This window comes from Pseudomonas sp. RW407 (genome assembly GCF_003176655.1).
Classification (GTDB): domain Bacteria; phylum Pseudomonadota; class Gammaproteobacteria; order Pseudomonadales; family Pseudomonadaceae; genus Pseudomonas; species Pseudomonas delhiensis.
In genome coordinates, this window is record NZ_QGSL01000091.1 from 807959 (window position 1) to 828398 (window position 20440).

The 20440-nt window shown below is 66.0% G+C and carries 18 protein-coding genes; 15 read left to right on the forward strand and 3 right to left on the reverse strand.

The genetic code is table 11. The features are described from left to right. Positions 1-56: 56 nt before the first annotated feature. The gene (locus DK254_RS16085; RefSeq protein ID WP_109934556.1) at positions 57-590 is read right to left on the reverse strand and encodes an outer membrane protein assembly factor BamE; all 534 of its coding nucleotides are present in this window, start codon (positions 588-590) and stop codon (positions 57-59) included. Positions 591-686: 96 nt separating this feature from the next. Here DK254_RS16085 and fur point away from each other — a divergent pair, with 96 nt between their 5' ends. Continuing rightward, on the forward strand, positions 687-1091 hold the full coding sequence (gene fur, locus DK254_RS16090; RefSeq protein WP_015478949.1) for a ferric iron uptake transcriptional regulator: 405 nt from the start codon (positions 687-689) through the stop codon (positions 1089-1091). 379 nt (positions 1092-1470) lie between these two features. Here the strand turns inward: fur and recN are convergent, their stop codons facing one another. Then, positions 1471-3147 (reverse strand): DNA repair protein RecN, encoded by a 1677-nt coding sequence (recN, locus tag DK254_RS16095; protein ID WP_109934557.1) that lies wholly within the window; start codon positions 3145-3147, stop codon positions 1471-1473. A 169-nt stretch (positions 3148-3316) separates the two neighbouring features. Between recN and grpE the strand changes: the two genes are divergently transcribed. The 9 genes from grpE (at position 3317) to DK254_RS16145 (ending at position 14215) form a co-directional block, all read left to right on the forward strand. Then, complete coding sequence (gene grpE, locus DK254_RS16105) at positions 3317-3880, forward strand: nucleotide exchange factor GrpE (RefSeq protein WP_109934558.1); 564 nt, start codon at positions 3317-3319, stop codon at positions 3878-3880. Between the two features lie 89 nt (positions 3881-3969). Next, on the forward strand, positions 3970-5886 hold the full coding sequence (gene dnaK / locus DK254_RS16110; protein WP_109934559.1) for a molecular chaperone DnaK: 1917 nt from the start codon (positions 3970-3972) through the stop codon (positions 5884-5886). Between the two features lie 122 nt (positions 5887-6008). Further along, positions 6009-7142, forward strand: coding sequence for a molecular chaperone DnaJ (gene dnaJ, locus DK254_RS16115; RefSeq protein WP_089390224.1), 1134 nt, complete (start codon positions 6009-6011; stop codon positions 7140-7142). A gap of 80 nt (positions 7143-7222) precedes the next feature. Then, entirely contained in the window at positions 7223-8029 is an 807-nt protein-coding gene (dapB, locus tag DK254_RS16120; RefSeq protein ID WP_009613065.1) for a 4-hydroxy-tetrahydrodipicolinate reductase, read from the forward strand. 243 nt (positions 8030-8272) lie between these two features. Then, positions 8273-9409, forward strand: coding sequence for a glutamine-hydrolyzing carbamoyl-phosphate synthase small subunit (carA, locus tag DK254_RS16125; protein WP_109934560.1), 1137 nt, complete (start codon positions 8273-8275; stop codon positions 9407-9409). A 26-nt stretch (positions 9410-9435) separates the two neighbouring features. Further along, complete coding sequence (gene leuE / locus DK254_RS16130) at positions 9436-10086, forward strand: leucine efflux protein LeuE (protein ID WP_109934691.1); 651 nt, start codon at positions 9436-9438, stop codon at positions 10084-10086. 19 nt (positions 10087-10105) lie between these two features. Next, a complete protein-coding gene (carB, locus tag DK254_RS16135; RefSeq protein ID WP_109934561.1) occupies positions 10106-13327 on the forward strand; it encodes a carbamoyl-phosphate synthase large subunit in 3222 nt (1073 codons plus the stop codon). Continuing rightward, complete coding sequence (gene greA, locus DK254_RS16140) at positions 13324-13800, forward strand: transcription elongation factor GreA (protein ID WP_089390228.1); 477 nt, start codon at positions 13324-13326, stop codon at positions 13798-13800. The genes carB and greA overlap by 4 nt, the downstream gene beginning before the upstream one ends. 10 nt (positions 13801-13810) lie before the next feature. Next, a complete protein-coding gene (locus tag DK254_RS16145) occupies positions 13811-14215 on the forward strand; it encodes a DUF4149 domain-containing protein (protein ID WP_109934692.1) in 405 nt (134 codons plus the stop codon). A 52-nt stretch (positions 14216-14267) separates the two neighbouring features. Here the strand turns inward: DK254_RS16145 and DK254_RS16150 are convergent, their stop codons facing one another. Further along, entirely contained in the window at positions 14268-14582 is a 315-nt protein-coding gene (locus tag DK254_RS16150; protein ID WP_109934562.1) for a YhbY family RNA-binding protein, read from the reverse strand. A gap of 79 nt (positions 14583-14661) precedes the next feature. On the opposite strand from DK254_RS16150, the gene rlmE reads away from it, so the two are divergent. From rlmE to tpiA, 5 genes are all read left to right on the forward strand, one after another. Beyond that, positions 14662-15285 carry a 23S rRNA (uridine(2552)-2'-O)-methyltransferase RlmE gene (gene rlmE / locus DK254_RS16155; protein WP_089390230.1) on the forward strand — a complete coding sequence of 208 codons (624 nt, stop codon included), beginning with the start codon at positions 14662-14664 and terminating at the stop codon, positions 15283-15285. Between the two features lie 198 nt (positions 15286-15483). After that, the gene (gene ftsH, locus DK254_RS16160; RefSeq protein ID WP_109934563.1) at positions 15484-17403 is read left to right on the forward strand and encodes an ATP-dependent zinc metalloprotease FtsH; all 1920 of its coding nucleotides are present in this window, start codon (positions 15484-15486) and stop codon (positions 17401-17403) included. Between the two features lie 9 nt (positions 17404-17412). Then, on the forward strand, positions 17413-18282 hold the full coding sequence (folP, locus tag DK254_RS16165) for a dihydropteroate synthase (RefSeq protein WP_109934564.1): 870 nt from the start codon (positions 17413-17415) through the stop codon (positions 18280-18282). After that, entirely contained in the window at positions 18279-19619 is a 1341-nt protein-coding gene (gene glmM / locus DK254_RS16170) for a phosphoglucosamine mutase (RefSeq protein ID WP_109934565.1), read from the forward strand. The genes folP and glmM overlap by 4 nt, the downstream gene beginning before the upstream one ends. Before the next feature lie 65 nt (positions 19620-19684). Continuing rightward, positions 19685-20440 carry a triose-phosphate isomerase gene (tpiA, locus tag DK254_RS16175; RefSeq protein WP_109934566.1) on the forward strand — a complete coding sequence of 252 codons (756 nt, stop codon included), beginning with the start codon at positions 19685-19687 and terminating at the stop codon, positions 20438-20440.

Genomic DNA, 20440 nt, shown 5'->3' on the forward strand with positions numbered 1-20440 from the left:
ATATGCGGACATGAAAAAGCCCGGTCGATGCCGGGCTTTTTCATGGGGGGTACCTGTTACCGCGGGTTGGTTTCCAGCGGTTCCGGGGTGGGCACGGCGACCGGCTTGGCCTCGTCGACTTCGCGCTGCAGTTGTTCTTCCACCGAGCCCGGCTTGGCCGGCTCTTCCTTGGGCTGCTCCGGCTTCTGTTGCTGCGGCTGCTCGGGCGAAGCGGGGGTGGACTCCTTGCCGAGGATGGCCTCGTCGCGGCTGACGCCCGGGCGGAAGTCGCCGTTCAGGCCGATCAGCTGGTCGTTGCCGTTGAACATCAGGCTGACGCGCTCCTGCTGGCGCTGGCCGCCGCCGGGCTGGATGCTGTACAGGTAGTCCCAGCGGTCGGCGTGGAAGGTATCCACGATCAGCGGGTTGCCCATGATGAAACGCACCTGCCGACGGGTCATTCCCGGCTTCAGTTGGTCTATCATATCTTGTGTTACGACGTTGCCTTGCTGGATGTCGATCTTGTAGACCCCCGGGAACGAACAACCGGCGAGTGCGGCTAGTCCCATTGCGAATGCGAGACTGGTCAGCATGAGCTTGGTGTTTTGCATCGGGGGGTGACTTCCACTATCTTGGCTGGGCGACGAAACCCCGATCATACCCGCATTGAAGGATGCTGCGAAGCATTCCGCGCCGAGAAAGCACACATGGTTGAAAATAGCGAACTGCGCAAGGCCGGCCTGAAAGTCACCCTGCCGCGCGTCAAGATCCTGCAGATGCTCGATTCCGCCGAGCAACGCCACATGAGCGCCGAGGATGTCTACAAGGCGCTGATGGAGGCCGGCGAGGATGTCGGCCTGGCCACCGTGTACCGCGTGCTGACCCAATTCGAGGCAGCCGGCCTGGTGGTACGCCACAACTTCGACGGCGGCCACGCCGTGTTCGAGTTGGCTGACAGTGGCCACCACGACCACATGGTCTGCGTGGATACCGGCGAAGTCATCGAGTTCATGGACAGCGAGATCGAGAAGCGCCAGAAGGAGATCGTCAGGGAACGCGGCTTCGAACTGGTGGACCACAACCTGGTCCTGTACGTACGCAAGAAGAAATAAAGCCTTGCAACGAACGGAAAACGGCGGCCCTGGGGCCGCCGTTTTCATTTTCAGGGGGATTTCAGGTGAGATTGGCGCGTAGGACCTTGTCCGCGATGGCCGGAGGTTTCGGCGCGATTCGCGGATGAGATCCGCTCCAGGTTGCCCATACGCCATGCCCTCGTAGGGCGTATAACGCCTACGGCGTTATCCGCCGTTTTCATCGGGCAGCGGTGCGTTGGCCGGTGGCGGATAACCGCGAACGGTTATTCGCCCTACGCCCTGTGGCGCGCGAAATCGCGGACAGAGTCCGCTCCTGCAGTTCCAGGGAAGCACGGGCGTAGGAGCGGACTCCGTCCGCGATTGGCCGAGCCCCACGGCATTCCCGTGTAGGCGTGCGTCAGCTGTGCAGCGCCCGGTCCACCATCTTGCGGGCGTGGGCCAGGGATTCCTTGGTCATGTCCACGCCGCCGAGCATGCGGGCGATTTCTTCTATGCGTTCGGCCTTCTTCAGGTTGGCCACCGCGGTGCGGGTTTCGCTGCTGCCGCGTTCCTTGTGCACGAACAGGTGCTGGTGGCCCTGGGCCGCGACCTGCGGCAGGTGGGTGACGGTCAGTACCTGGCCGCCTTCGCCGAGCCGGCGTAGCAGTTGGCCGACCACTTCCGCGGTGGGGCCGCCGATGCCGACGTCGACTTCGTCGAAGACCAGGGTGGGAACGCGCGAGGTCTGTGCGGTGATCACCTGGATGGCCAGGCTGATGCGCGACAGTTCGCCGCCGGAGGCCACCCGCGCCAGGCCCTTGAGCGGCTGCCCGGGGTTGGCGCTGACCAGGAATTCCAACTGCTCCAGGCCATTGGCCTGGGGTTCGGCGGCGGGGGTGTCGTCCAGTTCGATGGCGAAGCGCCCGCCGGGCATGCCCAGGCGTTGCATCTCGGTTTCCACCGAGGCGGCCAACTGCGGGGCGGCCTGGCGGCGCAGGGTGCTCAGTTCCGCCGCCTTTTCCTGGTAGTGCCGCTGGTAGGCGGCCAGTTCCTCGGCCAGGCGCTCGGCGGCTTCGTCGTCGGCATTCAGCGCTTCCAGTTCTTCCAGCAGGCGCTGTTGCAGGGCTTGCAGGTCGTGGGGCTGCACGCGGTGCTTGCGGGCCAGGCCGTAGATGGCGTCCATGCGCTCTTCCAGTTGCTGCAGGCGGCCGGGGTCGGCGTCGAAGTTGTCGACGAAGCGGTTCAGCTCGCCCACCGCTTCCTCCACCTGGATCTGCGCGCTGGACAGCAGGTTGACCGCCTCGGCCAGCGCGGCGGGCTGGCTCTGGAAGGCGGTCAGGCGGTTGAGGCAGGCGGTCAGCACCGACAGCACGTTGCCGGCGTCGCTTTCGCTGCACATGTCCACCACCTGGCGGCAGGCGCCGAGCAGGGCGCCGGCGTTGCTCAGGGTCTTGTGCGCGGCTTCCAGCTCTTCCAGCTCGTTCTCGCCCAGGGCCAGGTTCTCCAGTTCGTCCAGCTGGTAGCTGAGCAACTGGTGGCGGGCACGCTGCTCGTCGCCGCTGCGCGACAGGCGGTCGAGTTCGTGGCGCGTCTGCTTCCAGCGCTGCGCGGCCAGCTGTACCTGGCGCGCCAGGTCCTGGCTGCCGGCGTATTCGTCGAGCAGGCGGCGGTGGGTGTCGGCCTTGAGCAGCGACTGGTGCTCGTGCTGGCTGTGGATATCGATCAGCAGCTCGCCCAGGGCCTTGAGGTCGCCCAGGGTGCAGGGCGTGCCGTTGATGTAGCCGCGCGAGCGGCCCTCGGTGGTGATCACCCGGCGCAGGATGCACGGGCCGTCCTGCTCCAGGTCGCGCTCGGCGAGCCAGTCGCGGGCCTCGGCGATGGCGCCGACGTCGAAGCTGGCGAGGATGTCCGCCTTGTCCGCGCCGGGGCGCACCACGCCGCTGTCGGCGCGGTCGCCCAGGGCCAGGCCGAGGGCGTCGAGCATGATCGACTTGCCGGCGCCGGTCTCGCCGGTGATCACGGTCATGCCGGCGGCGAGCTCGAGATCGAGGTGCTCGACGATGGCGTAGTTGTGCACGGAGAGATGAACCAGCATGGAAGGCGGCTCCGGTGAAAAGGTCTGTTTATTTATACAGTATTTTTTGCCGCTGGCAATTCACCGCACCCCCTTGAACCCGTGCAAATGGCCCCCATATAGCCGGCAGAGCCGCGAGCCATTGGGTTCGCTTTGTTTTCAAAGGCTTTTTCTTTTTTAGGAGAGTGGCATGTCTGACGAGCAACAGACTCAGGGTTCGCACCTGAACGAGCAGCCGGAACCGGTTGCCGGCGACGACCTGAACGCCCGCGTGCTGGACCTCGAGGAACAGCTGGCCGCGGCCAAGGACCAGAGCCTGCGCGTCGCCGCCGAGCTGCAGAACGTACGTCGCCGCGCCGAGCAGGACGTGGAGAAGGCGCACAAGTTCGCCCTGGAGAAGTTCTCCGGCGACCTGCTGCCGGTGGTCGACACCCTGGAGCGCGCGCTGGAGATGTCCAGCCCGGACGACGAGGCGATCAAGCCGATGCGCGAAGGCATCGAGCTGACCCTCAAGATGTTCCACGACACCCTCAAGCGCTACAACCTGGAGCCGGTCGACCCCCACGGCGAGCCGTTCAACCCCGAGCACCATCAGGCGATGGCGATGGAAGAGAGCGTGCACCTGGAGCCCGGCAGCGTGGTCAAGGTGTTCCAGAAGGGCTACCTGCTCAACGGTCGCCTGCTGCGCCCGGCCATGGTCGTGGTCAGCAAGGCACCCGAGCAAACCCCGCCTTCGATCGACGAGAAGGCTTGAAATCCGCCACCCGGTCCCCATCTGGGTAATCAACCGAGCACAAGGTCCGCAGCGGGATCAGCACGGAATCTAATTTCTGGAGAGTGAATATGGGCAAAATCATTGGTATCGACCTGGGGACCACCAACTCCTGCGTCTCCATCCTGGAAAACGGCAGCGTCAAGGTGATCGAGAACGCCGAAGGCGCTCGCACCACCCCGTCGATCATCGGCTACGCCAACGATGGCGAGATCCTGGTCGGCCAGCCGGCCAAGCGCCAGGCGGTCACCAACCCGAAGAACACCCTGTACGCGGTGAAGCGCCTGATCGGTCGTCGCTTCGAAGAAGACGTCGTGCAGAAAGACATCAAGATGGTGCCGTACAGCATCGTCAAGGCTGACAACGGCGACGCCTGGGTCGAAGCGAAAGGCCAGAAGATGGCCCCGCCGCAGGTCTCCGCCGAAGTCCTGAAGAAGATGAAGAAGACCGCCGAGGACTACCTGGGCGAGCCGGTCACCGAAGCGGTCATCACCGTTCCGGCCTACTTCAACGACAGCCAGCGCCAGGCCACCAAGGACGCCGGCCGCATCGCCGGCCTGGACGTCAAGCGCATCATCAACGAGCCGACCGCGGCCGCCCTGGCCTACGGCCTGGACAAGGCCAAGGGCGACCACACCATCATCGTCTACGACCTGGGCGGCGGTACCTTCGACGTGTCGGTGATCGAGATCGCCGAAGTCGACGGCGAGCACCAGTTCGAAGTGCTGGCCACCAACGGCGACACCTTCCTCGGCGGCGAAGACTTCGACCTGCGCCTGATCGACTACCTCGTCGACGAGTTCAAGAAAGAAACCGGCATGGACCTCAAGGGCGACCCGCTGGCCATGCAGCGCCTGAAGGAAGCTGCCGAGAAGGCCAAGATCGAGCTGTCCTCGACCCAGCAGACCGACGTCAACCTGCCGTACATCACCGCTGACGCCAGCGGCCCGAAACACCTGAACGTCAAGGTGTCGCGCGCCAAGCTGGAGTCCCTGGTGGAAGACCTGGTGACCCGCACCATCGAGCCCTGCCGCGTGGCCCTGAAGGACGCCGGCCTGGATGTGTCGAAGATCGACGAAGTGATCCTCGTCGGTGGCCAGACCCGCATGCCGCTGGTGCAGAAGACCGTCGCCGAGTTCTTCGGCAAGGAAGCGCGCAAGGACGTCAACCCGGACGAAGCCGTGGCCATGGGTGCCGCCATCCAGGGCGCCGTGCTGGCCGGTGACGTGAAGGACGTGCTGCTGCTCGACGTCACCCCGCTGACCCTGGGCATCGAGACCCTGGGTGGCGTGATGACCGCGCTGATCGACAAGAACACCACCATCCCGACCAAGAAGTCGCAGGTGTTCTCCACCGCCGACGACAACCAGGGCGCCGTGACCATCCACGTGCTGCAGGGCGAGCGCAAGCAGGCCGCGCAGAACAAGTCCCTCGGCAAGTTCGACCTGGCCGACATTCCGCCGGCCCCGCGCGGCGTGCCGCAGATCGAAGTGACCTTCGACATCGACGCCAACGGCATCCTGCACGTGGGCGCGAAGGACAAGGCCACCGGCAAGCAGCAGTCCATCGTGATCAAGGCCTCTTCGGGCCTGTCCGAGGACGAGATCCAGCAGATGGTGCGTGACGCCGAGGCCAACGCCGAGGAAGACCGCAAGTTCGAGGAACTGGCCGCCGCCCGCAACCAGGGTGACGCGCTGGTCCACGCGACTCGCAAGATGGTCACCGAGGCTGGCGACAAGGCCACCGCCGAGGAGAAGGCTGCCATCGAGAAGGCGCTGGCCGACCTGGAAGCCGCCGTGAAGGGCGACGACAAGGCCGAGATCGAAGCGAAGATGAACGCGCTGTCCCAGGCGTCCACCCCGCTGGCGCAGAAGATGTACGCCGAACAGCCGCAGCCGGGCGCCGAAGCCCAGTCCGGCGAGGCTGACCACAAGGCCGGCGACGACGTGGTCGACGCCGAGTTCGAAGAGGTCAAGGAGAACAAGTAAGCCTCGTGCAAGCTTGCGCTCCGGCGCACCGACCAGCGTGTCGGTGCGCATGAAACGTCACGCGGGGGCTTGCTCCCGCGTCGGCGTGTCTGGGGGAGAGGTTTTCAAGGTGCAAAGAATTTATGGCCAAACGTGATTTCTATGAGGTACTGGGTGTCGAGCGTGGCGCCAGCGACGCGGACCTGAAGAAGGCCTACCGCCGGCTCGCCATGAAGTACCACCCGGACCGCAATCCCGGCGACAAGGCGGCCGAGGATAAATTCAAGGAGGCCAACGAGGCGTACGAGATCCTGTCCGATGCCAGCAAGCGCGCGGCCTACGACCAGTACGGCCATGCCGGCGTCGACCCGCAGATGGGCGGCGGCGCGGGGGCCGGCTTCGGCGGCGCGAGCTTCTCGGACATCTTCGGCGACGTCTTCAGCGACTTCTTCGGTGGTGGCGGCGGTGGCCGGGGCGGCCGCGGCGGCCCGCAGCGCGGCGCCGACCTGCGCTACACCCTCGACCTGGATCTGGAAGACGCGGTCCGCGGCACCACCGTGACCATCCGCGTGCCGACCCTGGTCGGCTGCAAGACCTGCAGCGGCAGCGGCGCCAAGCCCGGCACCTCGCCGGTGACCTGCACCACCTGCGGCGGCATCGGCCAGGTGCGCATGCAGCAGGGCTTCTTCTCGGTGCAGCAGACCTGCCCGCGCTGCCACGGCAGCGGCAAGATGATCAGCGACCCCTGTGGCACCTGCCACGGCCAGGGCCGCGTGGAAGAGCAGAAGACGCTGTCGGTCAAGGTACCGGCCGGCGTCGACACCGGCGACCGCATCCGCCTCACCGGCGAGGGCGAGGCCGGGGCCCATGGCGGCCCGGCGGGCGACCTATACGTGGTGGTCAACGTGCGCGAGCACGACATCTTCCAGCGCGACGGCAAGCACCTGTACTGCGAAGTGCCGATCAGCTTCGCCGATGCCGCCCTGGGCGGTGAGCTGGAAGTGCCGACCCTGGATGGCCGGGTGAAGCTGAAGATCCCCGAGGGCACCCAGACCGGCAAGCTGTTCCGCCTGCGCGGCAAGGGCGTGGCCCCGGTGCGCGGCGGCGGTGCCGGCGACCTGATGTGCCGCGTGGTGGTCGAGACCCCGGTGAACCTGGACAAGCGCCAGCGCGAACTGCTCGAGGAGTTCCGCAGCAGCCTGCAGGGCGACACCTCCCACTCGCCCCGCGCCAGTGGCTGGTTCGAAGGCATGAAGCGCTTCTTCGACGATCTATGACGTAGAGCCGCAAGCTGCAAGCCGTAAGCCTCAAGGGGCGGCGCTTGCAGCTTGCGGCTTGCAGCTTGGAGCTTTCAGTTATGCGACGTATAGCCGTAATGGGCGCCGCCGGGCGCATGGGCAAGAACCTGATCGAGGCGGTGCAGCAGACCAACGGCAGTGCCGGCCTGACCGCCGCCATCGACCGTCCCGACAGCACCCTGGTGGGCGCCGACGCCGGCGAGCTGGCCGGCCTGGGCCGCATCGGCGTGCCGCTGTCGGGCGACCTGGCGAAGGTGGTCGACGAGTTCGACGTGCTGATCGACTTCACCCACCCCACCGTGACGCTGAAGAACCTGGAAGTCTGCCGCAAGGCCGGCAAGGCCATGGTCATCGGCACCACCGGTTTCTCCGTGGAAGAGAAGGCCCTGCTGGCCGAGGCCGCGAAGGACATCCCGATCGTCTTCGCCGCCAACTACAGCGTCGGCGTCAATCTCTGCCTGAAGCTGTTGGACACCGCCGCCCGCGTGCTGGGCGACGAAGTGGACATCGAGATCATCGAGGCCCACCACCGGCACAAGGTCGATGCGCCGTCCGGAACCGCCCTGCGCATGGGCGAGGTGGTGGCCAACGCCCTGGGGCGCGACCTGGAGAAGGTGGCGGTCTACGGTCGCGAGGGCCAGACCGGCGCGCGCGAGCGCGAGACCATCGGCTTCGCCACCGTGCGCGCCGGCGACGTGGTGGGCGACCACACCGTGCTGTTCGCCGCCGAGGGCGAGCGCGTGGAAATCACCCACAAGGCCTCCAGCCGCATGACCTTCGCCCGTGGCGCGGTGCGCGCGGCACTGTGGCTGGAAGGGCAGGGCAGCGGCCTGTACGACATGCAGGACGTGCTCGGTCTGCGCTGAGAGCCGGCCGGCGAAATGCTGCGCGTCGGCATGGCGGGGGTCCGGACCGACCCGGTGGTAGCGCCATACGTCGTGCATAAGGTGGACCAATATGTCGCGTTTCTGTAAACTACAGATTTAGTGTGTCCACTAAAAGCAGCGCAGCATGAACCATACAAAAAGCGGGATGACCTCTTCTAGATGTCATCCCGCTTTTTTACAACCTGCGCACGCCCAGCCAGGCTTGATTCACGGGAGGTCTTCTTGACTAAGCCAGCCATACTTGCACTTGCCGACGGCAGCATTTTTCGCGGTGAAGCCATCGGTGCCGACGGCCAGACCGTCGGAGAGGTGGTGTTCAACACCGCCATGACCGGCTACCAGGAAATCCTTACCGATCCTTCCTATGCCCAACAGATCGTCACCCTGACCTACCCGCACATCGGCAACACCGGGACCACCCCGGAAGACGCCGAGTCGAACAAGGTCTGGGCCGCCGGCCTGATCATCCGCGACCTGCCGCTGCTGGCCAGCAGCTGGCGCGACAAGCAGTCCCTGCCGGACTACCTGAAAGAGAACGGTACCGTCGCCATCGCCGGCATCGATACCCGCCGCCTGACGCGCATCCTGCGCGAGAAGGGCTCGCAGAACGGCTGTATCCTGGCCGGCGACGACGCCACCGAGGAAAAGGCGCTGGAACTGGCGCGCTCCTTCCCCGGCCTGAAAGGCATGGACCTGGCCAAGGTGGTGTCCTCCACCGAGCTCTACGAGTGGCGCTCCAGCGTGTGGAACCTGGAAACCGACAGCCACCCGGAAATTCCCGCCGCCGAGCTGCCCTACCACGTGGTCGCCTACGACTTCGGCGTCAAGCTGAACATCCTGCGCATGCTGGTCGCCCGCGGCTGCCGCCTGACCGTGGTGCCGGCGCAGACCCCGGCCAGCGAAGTGCTGGCGCTGAACCCGGACGGCATCTTCCTCTCCAACGGCCCCGGCGACCCCGAGCCGTGCGACTACGCCATCCAGGCCATCCGCGAGTTCCTCGACACCGAGATCCCGGTGTTCGGCATCTGCCTCGGCCACCAGTTGCTGGCCCTGGCCTCGGGCGCCAGGACCCTGAAGATGGGCCACGGCCACCACGGTGCCAACCACCCGGTGCAGGACCTGGATTCCGGCGTGGTGATGATCACCAGCCAGAACCACGGCTTCGCGGTGGACGAGGAAACCCTGCCGGGCAACCTGCGCGCCACCCACAAGTCGCTGTTCGACGGTACCCTGCAGGGCATCGAGCGCACCGACAAGGTGGCCTTCAGCTTCCAGGGCCACCCGGAAGCCAGCCCCGGCCCGCACGACGTGGCGCCGCTGTTCGACCGTTTCATCTCGGCCATGGCCGAGCGTCGCTGAGATCTGCGAAGAGGTAAGCGAAGATGATGCCGACCCTGGGAATCACCGACCTCTGGACCTACGTCCTGGGTACGCTGTTCATCGTCCTGCTGCCGGGCCCGAACTCACTGTTCGTGCTGGCCACCGCCGCCCAGCGTGGCGTCGCCGGCGGCTACCGGGCGGCCAGCGCGGTGTTCCTGGGCGATGCCATCCTGATGCTGCTGTCGGCGCTGGGCATCGCCTCGCTGCTCAAGGCCGAGCCGATGCTGTTCCTCGGCCTGAAGTACGCCGGCGCCGCCTACCTGTTCTACCTGGGCCTGGGCATGCTCCGCGGCGGCTTGCAGAAGCTGCGCCAGCCGCTGGAACAGGCCGCCCCGGTGAAGGACGTGGACGTCGCCCAGCCGTTCCGCAAGGCGCTGCTGCTGAGCCTGTCCAACCCCAAGGCGATCCTCTTCTTCGTGTCCTTCTTCATCCAGTTCGTCGACCCCGGCTATGCCTACCCCGGCGTGTCGTTCCTGGTGCTGGGCACGATCCTCGAGGTCATCAGCGCCCTCTACCTCAGCTTCCTGATCTTTTCCGGTGTGCGCCTGGCGGCCTGGTTCCGCCGCCGGCAGCGGCTGGCGGCCGGCGCCTCGAGTGGCGTCGGCGCCCTGTTCGTCGGCTTCGGCGTGAAGCTGGCCAGCGCAACCCTTTCCTGAATATTGCAACGAGAGTCCCATGCCCAAGCGTACAGACATCAAGAGCATCCTGATCCTCGGTGCCGGCCCCATCGTCATCGGCCAGGCGTGCGAGTTCGACTACTCCGGCGCACAGGCCTGCAAGGCCCTGAAGGAAGAAGGCTTCCGCGTCATCCTGGTGAACTCCAACCCGGCCACCATCATGACCGACCCGGCCATGGCCGACGCCACCTACATCGAGCCGATCAAGTGGCAGACCGTGGCCAAGATCATCGAGAAGGAGCGCCCCGACGCGCTGCTGCCGACCATGGGCGGCCAGACCGCGCTGAACTGCGCGCTGGATCTGGAACGCCACGGCGTGCTGGAGAAGTTCGGCGTCGAGATGATCGGCGCCAACGCCGACACCATCGACAAGGCCGAGGACCGTTCGCGCTTCGACAAGGCCATGAAGGCCATCGGCCTGGCCTGCCCGCGCTCGGGCATCGCCCACAGCATGGAAGAAGCCTACGGCGTGCTGGAGCAGGTCGGCTTCCCCTGTATCATCCGTCCATCCTTCACCATGGGCGGCACTGGTGGCGGCATCGCCTACAACCGCGAGGAATTCGAGGAGATCTGCGCCCGCGGCCTGGACCTGTCGCCGACCAACGAGCTGCTGATCGACGAATCGCTGATCGGCTGGAAGGAATACGAGATGGAGGTTGTCCGCGACAAGAAGGACAACTGCATCATCGTCTGCTCCATCGAGAACTTCGACCCCATGGGCGTGCACACCGGTGACTCCATCACCGTGGCCCCGGCGCAGACCCTGACCGACAAGGAATACCAGATCATGCGCAACGCCTCCCTGGCGGTGCTGCGCGAGATCGGCGTGGAGACCGGCGGTTCCAACGTGCAGTTCGGCATCTGCCCGGACACCGGGCGCATGGTCGTGATCGAGATGAACCCGCGGGTGTCGCGCTCCTCGGCCCTGGCCTCCAAGGCCACCGGCTTCCCGATCGCCAAGATCGCCGCCAAGCTGGCCGTCGGCTACACCCTCGACGAGCTGCAGAACGACATCACCGGCGGCCGTACCCCGGCCTCCTTCGAGCCGGCCATCGACTACGTCGTGACCAAGGTGCCGCGCTTCGCCTTCGAGAAGTTCCCGAAAGCCGACGCCCGCCTGACCACCCAGATGAAGTCCGTGGGCGAGGTCATGGCCATCGGCCGTACCTTCCAGGAGTCGGTGCAGAAAGCCCTGCGCGGCCTGGAAGTGGGCGTTGCCGGCTTCGATCCGAAGCTCGACCTGGCCGACCCGGAAGCCGAGGGCATCCTGCGCCGCGAGCTGACCGTGCCGGGCGCCGAGCGCATCTGGTACGTGGCCGACGCCTTCCGCGCCGGCAAGAGCATCGAAGAAGTCTTCGCCCTGACCAAGATCGACGAGTGGTTCCTGGTGCAGATCGAGGACCTGATCAAGGAAGAAGAGAAGGTCAAGACCCTCGGCCTGTCCGGCATCGACGCCGACCTGATGCGCAAGCTCAAGCGCAAGGGCTTCTCCGACGCGCGCCTGGCCAAGCTGCTCGGCGTGACCGAGAAGAACCTGCGCAACCACCGCCACAAGCTGAAGGTGCTGCCGGTCTACAAGCGCGTGGACACCTGCGCCGCCGAATTCGCCACCGACACCGCCTACATGTACTCGACCTACGAGGAAGAGTGCGAGGCCAACCCGTCCGGCCGCGACAAGATCATGATCCTGGGCGGCGGTCCGAACCGCATCGGCCAGGGCATCGAGTTCGACTACTGCTGCGTGCACGCCGCGCTGGCGATGCGCGAAGACGGCTACGAGACCATCATGGTCAACTGCAACCCGGAGACCGTCTCCACCGACTACGACACTTCCGACCGCCTGTACTTCGAGCCGGTGACCCTGGAAGACGTGCTGGAGATCGTCCGCGTCGAGCAGCCCAAGGGCGTGATCGTCCAGTACGGCGGCCAGACCCCGCTGAAACTCTGCCGCGCCCTGGAAGAAGCCGGCGTGCCGATCATCGGCACCAGCCCCGACGCCATCGACCGCGCCGAGGACCGCGAGCGCTTCCAGCAGATGGTCCAGCGCCTGAACCTGCGCCAGCCGGCCAACGCCACCGCGCGCAGCGAAGACGAGGCCCTGAGCCTGTCGAAGAACATCGGCTACCCGATGGTGGTGCGCCCGTCCTACGTGCTGGGCGGCCGGGCGATGGAAATCGTCTACCAGGAAGAAGAGCTCAAGCGCTACATGCGCGAGGCGGTGAAGGTCTCCAACGACAGCCCGGTGCTGCTGGACCGCTTCCTGAACTGCGCCATCGAAGTCGACATCGACGCGGTCTGCGACGGCGAGAACGTGGTGATCGGCGCCATCATGCAGCACATCGAGCAGGCCGGCGTGCACTCCGGTGACTCCGCGTGCTCGCTGCCGCCGTACTCGCTGCCCAAGCACATCCAGGACGAGATCCGCGAGCAGGTCAAGAAAATGGCCCTGGAGCTGGGCGTGGTCGGCCTGATGAACGTGCAGATGGCCGTACAGGGCGAAGACATCTACGTCATCGAGGTGAACCCGCGCGCCTCGCGTACCGTGCCGTTCGTCTCCAAGTGCATCGGCGAGTCCCTGGCCAAGATCGCGGCCCGCGTCATGGCCGGCAAGAGCCTTGCCGAAGTCGGCTTCACCGAAGAGGTGATCCCGCCGTACTATAGCGTCAAGGAAGCGGTGTTCCCGTTCGCCAAGTTCCCTGGCGTCGACCCCATCCTCGGCCCGGAAATGAAGTCCACCGGCGAGGTCATGGGCGTGGGCGACAGCTTCGGCGAGGCTTTCGCCAAGGCCCAGCTGGGCGCCAGCGAAATCCTGCCGAACGCCGGTTGCGCCTTCATCAGCGTCCGCGAGGACGACAAGCCGCAGGCCGTCCAGGTCGCCCGTGACCTGGTCGCGCTGGGCTTCGAGGTGGTCGCCACCGCCGGTACCGCCAAGGTGATCGAAGCGGCCGGCCTGCCGGTCCGCCGGGTGAACAAGGTGACCGAAGGCCGTCCGCACGTGGTCGACATGATCAAGAACGACGAAGTCACCCTGATCATCAACACCACCGAAGGTCGCCAGTCGATCGCCGACTCCTATTCGATCCGTCGTAACGCCCTGCAGCACAAGATCTACTGCACCACCACCATCGCGGCGGGGCAGGCGATCTGCGAGGCGCTCAAGTTCGGTCCCGAGAAGACCGTTCGCCGGCTGCAGGATCTGCATGCAGGAATCAACGCATGAGCAAATTCCCGATGACCGTCCAGGGCGCCCGCGCCCTGGAAGAAGAACTGAAACACCTGAAGACCGTTCTGCGCCCGCAGATAACCCAGGCCATCGCCGAGGCGCGTGAGCTGGGCGACCTCAAGGAGAACGCCGAGTACCACGCGGCCCGCGAGCAGCAGGGCATGTCCGAGGCGCGCATCCGCGACATCGAGGCCAAGCTGTCCAACGCGCAGATCATCGACGTGACCACCATCCCGCATACCGGGAAGGTGATCTTCGGGACCACCGTGGACATCGCCAACGTCGAGACCGACGAGACCGTGACCTACCAGATCGTCGGCGACGACGAGGCCGACATCAAGCGCAGCAAGATCTCGGTCAACTCGCCGATCGCCCGTGCGCTGATCGGCAAGACCGAGGGCGACGCGGTGCTGGTCAGGACCCCGGGCGGCGACGTCGAGTACGAGATCGTTGAAGTCCGCCACGCCTGAGTCGCGTCCGCTGAAAGCCGCCGCAGCCAGCTGGTTGCTGGCCCAGACCTTCTGGGTCGGCGGCCTCTGGCTGTTGCGTTTCGTGGTCCTGCCGGCACTGCAGAAGGTCGGCCTGGCGCCGCTGCTGGTGCAGTCGGTGGCCGATGCGCTGACGCCGCTGCTGGTCGGCTTCGCCGGTTTCTGCGCGCTGCTGCAGGCGCTGGTGCTGGTGACGGCGCAGGGCCTGGGCAGCCTCTGGCGCGAGATGCGCGGGCAGCTGCTGCTGACCGTGCTGGCGATGGTGGCGAGCTACCTGGTGGTGAACCAGTTGGCGCCGGATGCCCAGCGCTGGCTGCTGTTCAACTACCTGGTGCTGGCCCTGTGCGGCGTGCTGCTGGTGCTGCAACCGGTGCCGGGGCGGGACGCGGCGCGCTGAGCGCCGGCCGGCGGGGCCTTGGCCAGGGCGCCTGGGCGCCCGGCCTGCACTGTCACAGGCCGCTGTAGCGGCTGACGTTCGACAGGTTGCGGTTCGGCTTGGGATTGCGGCGGTAGACCAGGGCCATCTTGCCGATGGCCTGGACCAGCTCGCAGCTGCCGTTGCTGCACAGTTCGTCGATCAGCGCGCGGCGGTCGTCGCGCTCGGTGATGCGGAACTGTACCTTGATCAGTTCGTGATCGTTGAGCGCACGCTCAAGCTCGGCCATGACGCCTTCGGTAAGGCCGTTTTCGGCAACGGTCAATACAGGCTTCAGGTGGTGGCCGATAGATTTGAACTGTTTCTTCTGCTCCTGAGTGAGCGCCATAATCAGACCCCTGGGGAAAAAAGGCGGATATCTTACCCGAATTACGGTTCGACCGGGTGCCGCTCAGACGAGGTAATACGTGGCCCGTTCCAAGACTAGCCATCGCTGGCTGAAAGAACACTTCGACGATCCTTACGTGAAGATGGCGCAACGCGACGGCTACCGCTCGCGCGCCAGCTACAAGCTGCTGGAGATCCAGGAGAAGGATCGCATCCTGCGCCCGGGCATGACCGTGGTCGACCTCGGCGCCGCGCCGGGCGGCTGGTCGCAGGTCACCAGCCGGGTGATCGGCGACAAGGGCACGCTGATCGCCTCGGACATCCTGCCGATGGACAGCATCCCGGACGTCACCTTCATCCAGGGCGACTTCACCGAGGATGCGGTGTTCGCCCAGCTGCTCCAGGCCATCGGCGAAAATCCGGTGGACCTTGTGATTTCCGATATGGCCCCCAATATGAGTGGACTGCCCGCCGTGGACATGCCCCGGGCCATGTTCCTCTGCGAGCTGGCGCTGGATTTGTGCACCCGGGTGTTGCGCCCGGGTGGCGATTTCCTGATCAAGATCTTCCAGGGCGAGGGCTTCGACGCTTACCTGAAGATGGTCCGCGAGAATTTCGAGAAGGTGCAGATGCGCAAGCCGCTGTCCTCCCGCGACCGTTCCCGCGAGCAATATCTGCTCGCGCGGGGCTTCCGCGGAGCCTAGACTGCGACGAATGGGCCGTCTGCCCGTCCACTCCACGCAAGTAGGGCTTGTACCGGCTTGCGCCGGGGTTCATAAAGGGTTACAGACGCCTCCTACGTCGCTAGGGGTTGTGTAGTAATTTGGCCGGAAGGAGTCTGGCCGTCGTGTGAAGCGGTTTCCAGGGCGGAGCCGGCTTCAGAGGGTAATCAATTGAACGACATGGCAAAGAACCTGATCCTGTGGTTGATCATCGCGGCGGTGCTGGTCACCGTGATGAACAACTTCTCCAGTCCGAGCGAGCCGCAGACGCTCAACTATTCGGACTTCATCCAGCAGGTGAAGGAAGGCAAGGTCGAGCGGGTTACCGTCGACGGCTACGTGATCACTGGCAAGCGCCAGGACGGGGACACCTTCAAGACCGTCCGCCCGGCGATCCAGGACAACGGCCTGATCGGCGACCTGGTCAACAACAACGTGGTCATCGAGGGCAAGCAGCCCGAGCAGCAGAGCATCTGGACCCAGCTGCTGGTCGCCAGCTTCCCGATCCTGGTGATCATTGCCGTGTTCATGTTCTTCATGCGCCAGATGCAGGGCGGCGGCGGTGGCCGCGGCGGCCCGATGAGCTTCGGCAAGAGCAAGGCGCGCCTGCTGTCCGAGGACCAGGTCAAGACCACCTTCGCTGACGTCGCCGGCTGCGACGAGGCCAAGGAAGAGGTCAGCGAGCTGGTCGAGTTCCTCCGCGATCCGGGCAAGTTCCAGCGCCTGGGCGGCCGTATCCCGCGTGGCGTGCTGATGGTCGGCCCGCCCGGTACCGGCAAGACCCTGCTCGCCAAGGCCATCGCCGGCGAGGCCAAGGTGCCGTTCTTCACCATCTCCGGTTCCGACTTCGTCGAGATGTTCGTCGGCGTGGGCGCCTCCCGCGTGCGTGACATGTTCGACCAGGCCAAGAAACACGCACCCTGCATCATCTTCATCGACGAGATCGACGCTGTCGGCCGCCATCGTGGCGCCGGCCTGGGCGGCGGTCACGACGAGCGCGAGCAGACCCTCAACCAGCTGCTGGTGGAGATGGACGGCTTCGAGATGAACGACGGCATCATCGTCATCGCCGCGACCAACCGTCCGGACGTGCTCGACCCGGCGCTGCTGCGCCCGGGCCGCTTCGACCGCCAGGTGGTGGTCGGCCTGCCGGACATCCGCGGCCGCGAGCAGATCCTCAAGGTGCACATGCGCAAGGTCCCGCTGGGCGAAAACGTCGACGCCGCGGTGATCGCCCGCGGTACCCCGGGCTTCTCCGGCGCCGACCTGGCCAACCTGGTCAACGAGGCCTCGCTGTTCGCCGCCCGTTCCAACAAGCGCATCGTCGACATGCGCGAGTTCGAGCTGGCCAAGGACAAGATCATGATGGGCGCCGAGCGCAAGACCATGGTCATGTCCGAGAAAGAGAAGAAGAACACCGCCTTCCACGAGGCCGGCCACGCCATCGTCGGCCGCCTGGTGCCGGAGCACGACCCGGTCTACAAGGTCTCCATCATCCCCCGCGGCCGCGCCCTGGGCGTGACCATGTTCCTCCCTGAGGAGGACCGCTACAGCCTGTCCAAGCGCGCCCTGGAAAGCCAGATCTGCTCGCTGTTCGGCGGCCGTATCGCGGAAGAGATGACCCTCGGTTTCGAAGGCGTCACCACCGGCGCCTCCAACGACATCATGCGTGCCACCCAACTGGCGCGGAACATGGTCACCAAGTGGGGCCTGTCCGAGAAGCTCGGCCCGCTGATGTACGCCGAAGAGGAGGGCGAGGTGTTCCTCGGCCGCAGCGCCGGCAGCCAGCATGCCAACGTCTCCGGCGAGACCGCGAAGCTGATCGACCAGGAAGTGCGGCGCATCATCGACGACTGCTACGGCACCGCCAAGCGCCTGCTGGACGAGAACCGCGACAAGCTGGACATGATGGCCGACGCGCTGATGAAGTACGAAACCATCGACGCCGACCAGATCGAGGACATCATGGCCGGCCGCGTGCCGCGTGAGCCGCGCGACTGGCAGGGCGGCGGTTCCGGCTCCTCCGGTTCGGCGAGCGCCAGCCGCGACGAGGGTGGCCGCAAGGAAAACCCCATCGGGGGCCCCGCCGGCGAGCACTGAGAGCACTAGATGAGTTTCGAGCTGTACCCGACCCGGTTGCCTTGCGGCAACCGGGTTCTTGATTTAGGGCGTACCCATGTCATGGGTATCCTCAACGTCACCCCGGACTCCTTCTCCGATGGCGGCCGCTTCAGCCAGCGCGACGTCGCGTTGCGCCATGCCGCCGAGATGGTCGAGGCCGGCGCCAGCCTGATCGACGTGGGCGGCGAGTCGACCCGCCCGGGGGCGCGCCTGGTGTCGCCGACCGAGGAACTGGAGCGCGTGGCGCCGGTGGTGGAAGCCATCGCCCGCGAACTGGACGTGGTGATTTCCGTCGATACCTCGACGCCCGCCGTGATGCGCGAGACCGCGCGCCTGGGCGCCGGGCTGATCAACGACGTGCGCTCGCTGCAGCGCGACGGCGCACTGGATGCCGCGGTGGATGCCGGCCTGGCCGTGTGCCTGATGCACATGCGCGGCGAGCCGAGCACCATGCAGAACGACCCGCGCTACCCCGACATCCTGGCCGAGGTGCATGATTTCCTCGCTGAACGCATCGCCGTTTGCGAGGCGGCGGGGATCGCGCGCGAGCGCCTGGTGCTCGACCCCGGCTTCGGCTTCGCCAAGACCCAGGCGCACAACCTGGTGTTGTTCCAGCGTATGGAGCGTCTGCTGGAACTGGGCTGCCCGCTGCTGGTCGGAGTGTCGCGCAAGAGCATGATCGGCCGCGCCCTGGGGCGCGAGGTCGGTGACCGCCTGTATGGCAGCCTGGCGCTGGCGGCGTTGGCCGTGGCCAAGGGTGCGCGGATCATCCGCGTGCACGACGTCGCCGAAACGGTGGATGTGGTCCGCATGATCGATGCGGTGGAACAAGCTAAGGAAGAAGGACTGACAGCATGAGCAGGAAATATTTCGGTACCGATGGCATCCGTGGCCGCGTCGGCACGCCGCCGATCACGCCGGACTTCGTGCTCAAGCTGGGCTGGGCGGTGGGCATGGCCTTCCGCCAGCAGGGCAAGTGCCGCGTGCTGGTGGGCAAGGACACACGGATTTCCGGCTACATGTTCGAATCGGCCCTGGAGGCCGGCCTGTCGGCCGCCGGCGCCGACGTGATGCTGCTCGGCCCCATGCCGACCCCGGGCATCGCCTACCTGACGCGCACCTTCCACGCCGAGGCGGGCATCGTCATCAGCGCCTCGCACAACCCCCACGACGACAACGGCATCAAGTTCTTCTCCGGCCAGGGCACCAAGCTGCCGGACGAAGTCGAACTGATGATCGAGGAGCTCATCGACACCCCCATGACCGTGGTGGATTCCGCGCGCCTGGGCAAGGTCTCGCGGATCAACGACGCCGCCGGCCGCTACATCGAGTTCTGCAAGAGCAGCGTGCCCACCAGCACCGACTTCTCCGGCCTGCGCCTGGTCGTCGACTGCGCCCACGGCGCCACCTACAAGGTCGCGCCCAGTGTGTTCCGCGAGCTGGGTGCCCAGGTCTCGGTGATCGGCGTGCAGCCCAACGGCCTGAACATCAACGACAACTGCGGTTCCACCCACGTCGCCGCGGTGCAGGCGGCGGTCATCGCCGAGCAGGCCGACATGGGCATCGCCTTCGACGGCGACGGCGACCGCGTGATGATGGTCGACCACACCGGCGCGGTGGTGGACGGCGACGAGATCCTCTTCCTGATCGCCCGCGACATGCAGGAGCGCAACCGCCTGCAGGGCGGCGTGGTCGGCACGCTGATGAGCAACCTGGGCCTGGAGCTGGCCCTGGCCGACCTGCAGATCCCCTTCACCCGCGCCAAGGTCGGTGACCGCTACGTGATGGCGGAAATGCTGGGGCGCGGCTGGCAACTGGGTGGCGAGAACTCCGGCCACGTGGTCTGCGCCCAGCACACCACCACCGGGGATGCCATCATCGCCGCGCTGCAGGTGCTGATGGCGCTGAAGAGCCGCGGCCAGACCCTGGCCGAGGCGCGCCAGGGCATCCGCAAGTTCCCGCAGGTGCTGATCAACGTGCGCTACCAGGGCAAGGACGTCGATCCCATCGAGCATCCGGCGGTCAAGGAAGCCTGCGCGCGCGTCACCGAAAGCATGGCCGGCCGCGGCCGCGTGCTGTTGCGCAAGTCCGGCACCGAGCCGCTGGTGCGGGTTATGGTCGAGGGCGACGAAGAGAGCAGGGTGCGTGCCTACGCCGAACAGCTGGCGAAGGTCGTTACCGAGGTATGTGCTTGATTTCTCTTGTCAGTCTGCTTTTTGTCGAGTAACATCTGCGCCCACTTTGCTCAGCGAGGTACAGCATGCGTCGACCCTTAGTGGCCGGGAACTGGAAAATGCACGGTACCCGCTCCAGTGTTGCGGAGCTGATCAAAGGCTTGCGACAACTGGCTCTGCCTACAGGTGTCGACGTGGCGGTTCTGCCGCCCTGTCTGTACATCAACCAGGTCCTGCAAGGGCTGGATGGCAAGTCGGTTGCGGTTGGTGCGCAGAATTGCGCAGTCGAGCCGATGCAAGGTGCCCTCACGGGTGAGGTTGCAGCCAGCCAGCTGGTCGATGCCGGTTGTTCCCTGGTTCTGGTGGGGCACTCCGAGCGCCGCCAGGTTCTGGGCGAAAGCGACGAGGTCATCGGTCGCAAGTTCGCGGCGGCGCAATCCTGTGGCCTGGTTCCGGTGTTGTGCGTGGGTGAGACCCGCGAGCAGCGCGAAGCCGGCAAGACCCTCGAGGTCGTGGGGCGCCAGCTGGGTTCGGTGATAGAGGATTTGGGCGTCGGGGCTTTCTCCCGCGCCGTAGTGGCTTACGAGCCCGTGTGGGCCATCGGGACGGGGCTGACCGCTTCGCCCGAGCAGGCTCAGGAAGTACATGCGGCCATCCGTGCGCAATTGGCGGCGGAAAATGCCGAGGTCGCCCGCGGGGTTCGCCTGCTGTATGGCGGTAGCGTCAAGGCGGCGAATGCGGTCGAGCTGTTCGGCATGCCGGACATCGATGGGGGGCTGATTGGTGGTGCCTCCCTGAATGCGGATGAGTTCGGTGCGATCTGTCGCGCCGCGGGAAGCTGA

Coding starts and splice junctions, on each gene's coding strand:
- recN (WP_109934557.1), bottom strand. CDS start 3,147: ATGCTGGTTCATCTCTCCGTGCACAACTACGCCATCGTCGAGCACCTC.
- carB (WP_109934561.1), top strand. CDS start 10,106: ATGCCCAAGCGTACAGACATCAAGAGCATCCTGATCCTCGGTGCCGGC.
- fur (WP_015478949.1), top strand. CDS start 687: ATGGTTGAAAATAGCGAACTGCGCAAGGCCGGCCTGAAAGTCACCCTG.
- leuE (WP_109934691.1), top strand. CDS start 9,436: ATGCCGACCCTGGGAATCACCGACCTCTGGACCTACGTCCTGGGTACG.
- DK254_RS16085 (WP_109934556.1), bottom strand. CDS start 590: ATGCAAAACACCAAGCTCATGCTGACCAGTCTCGCATTCGCAATGGGA.
- glmM (WP_109934565.1), top strand. CDS start 18,279: ATGAGCAGGAAATATTTCGGTACCGATGGCATCCGTGGCCGCGTCGGC.
- grpE (WP_109934558.1), top strand. CDS start 3,317: ATGTCTGACGAGCAACAGACTCAGGGTTCGCACCTGAACGAGCAGCCG.
- tpiA (WP_109934566.1), top strand. CDS start 19,685: ATGCGTCGACCCTTAGTGGCCGGGAACTGGAAAATGCACGGTACCCGC.
- dapB (WP_009613065.1), top strand. CDS start 7,223: ATGCGACGTATAGCCGTAATGGGCGCCGCCGGGCGCATGGGCAAGAAC.
- greA (WP_089390228.1), top strand. CDS start 13,324: ATGAGCAAATTCCCGATGACCGTCCAGGGCGCCCGCGCCCTGGAAGAA.
- dnaJ (WP_089390224.1), top strand. CDS start 6,009: ATGGCCAAACGTGATTTCTATGAGGTACTGGGTGTCGAGCGTGGCGCC.
- ftsH (WP_109934563.1), top strand. CDS start 15,484: ATGGCAAAGAACCTGATCCTGTGGTTGATCATCGCGGCGGTGCTGGTC.
- folP (WP_109934564.1), top strand. CDS start 17,413: ATGAGTTTCGAGCTGTACCCGACCCGGTTGCCTTGCGGCAACCGGGTT.
- dnaK (WP_109934559.1), top strand. CDS start 3,970: ATGGGCAAAATCATTGGTATCGACCTGGGGACCACCAACTCCTGCGTC.
- DK254_RS16150 (WP_109934562.1), bottom strand. CDS start 14,582: ATGGCGCTCACTCAGGAGCAGAAGAAACAGTTCAAATCTATCGGCCAC.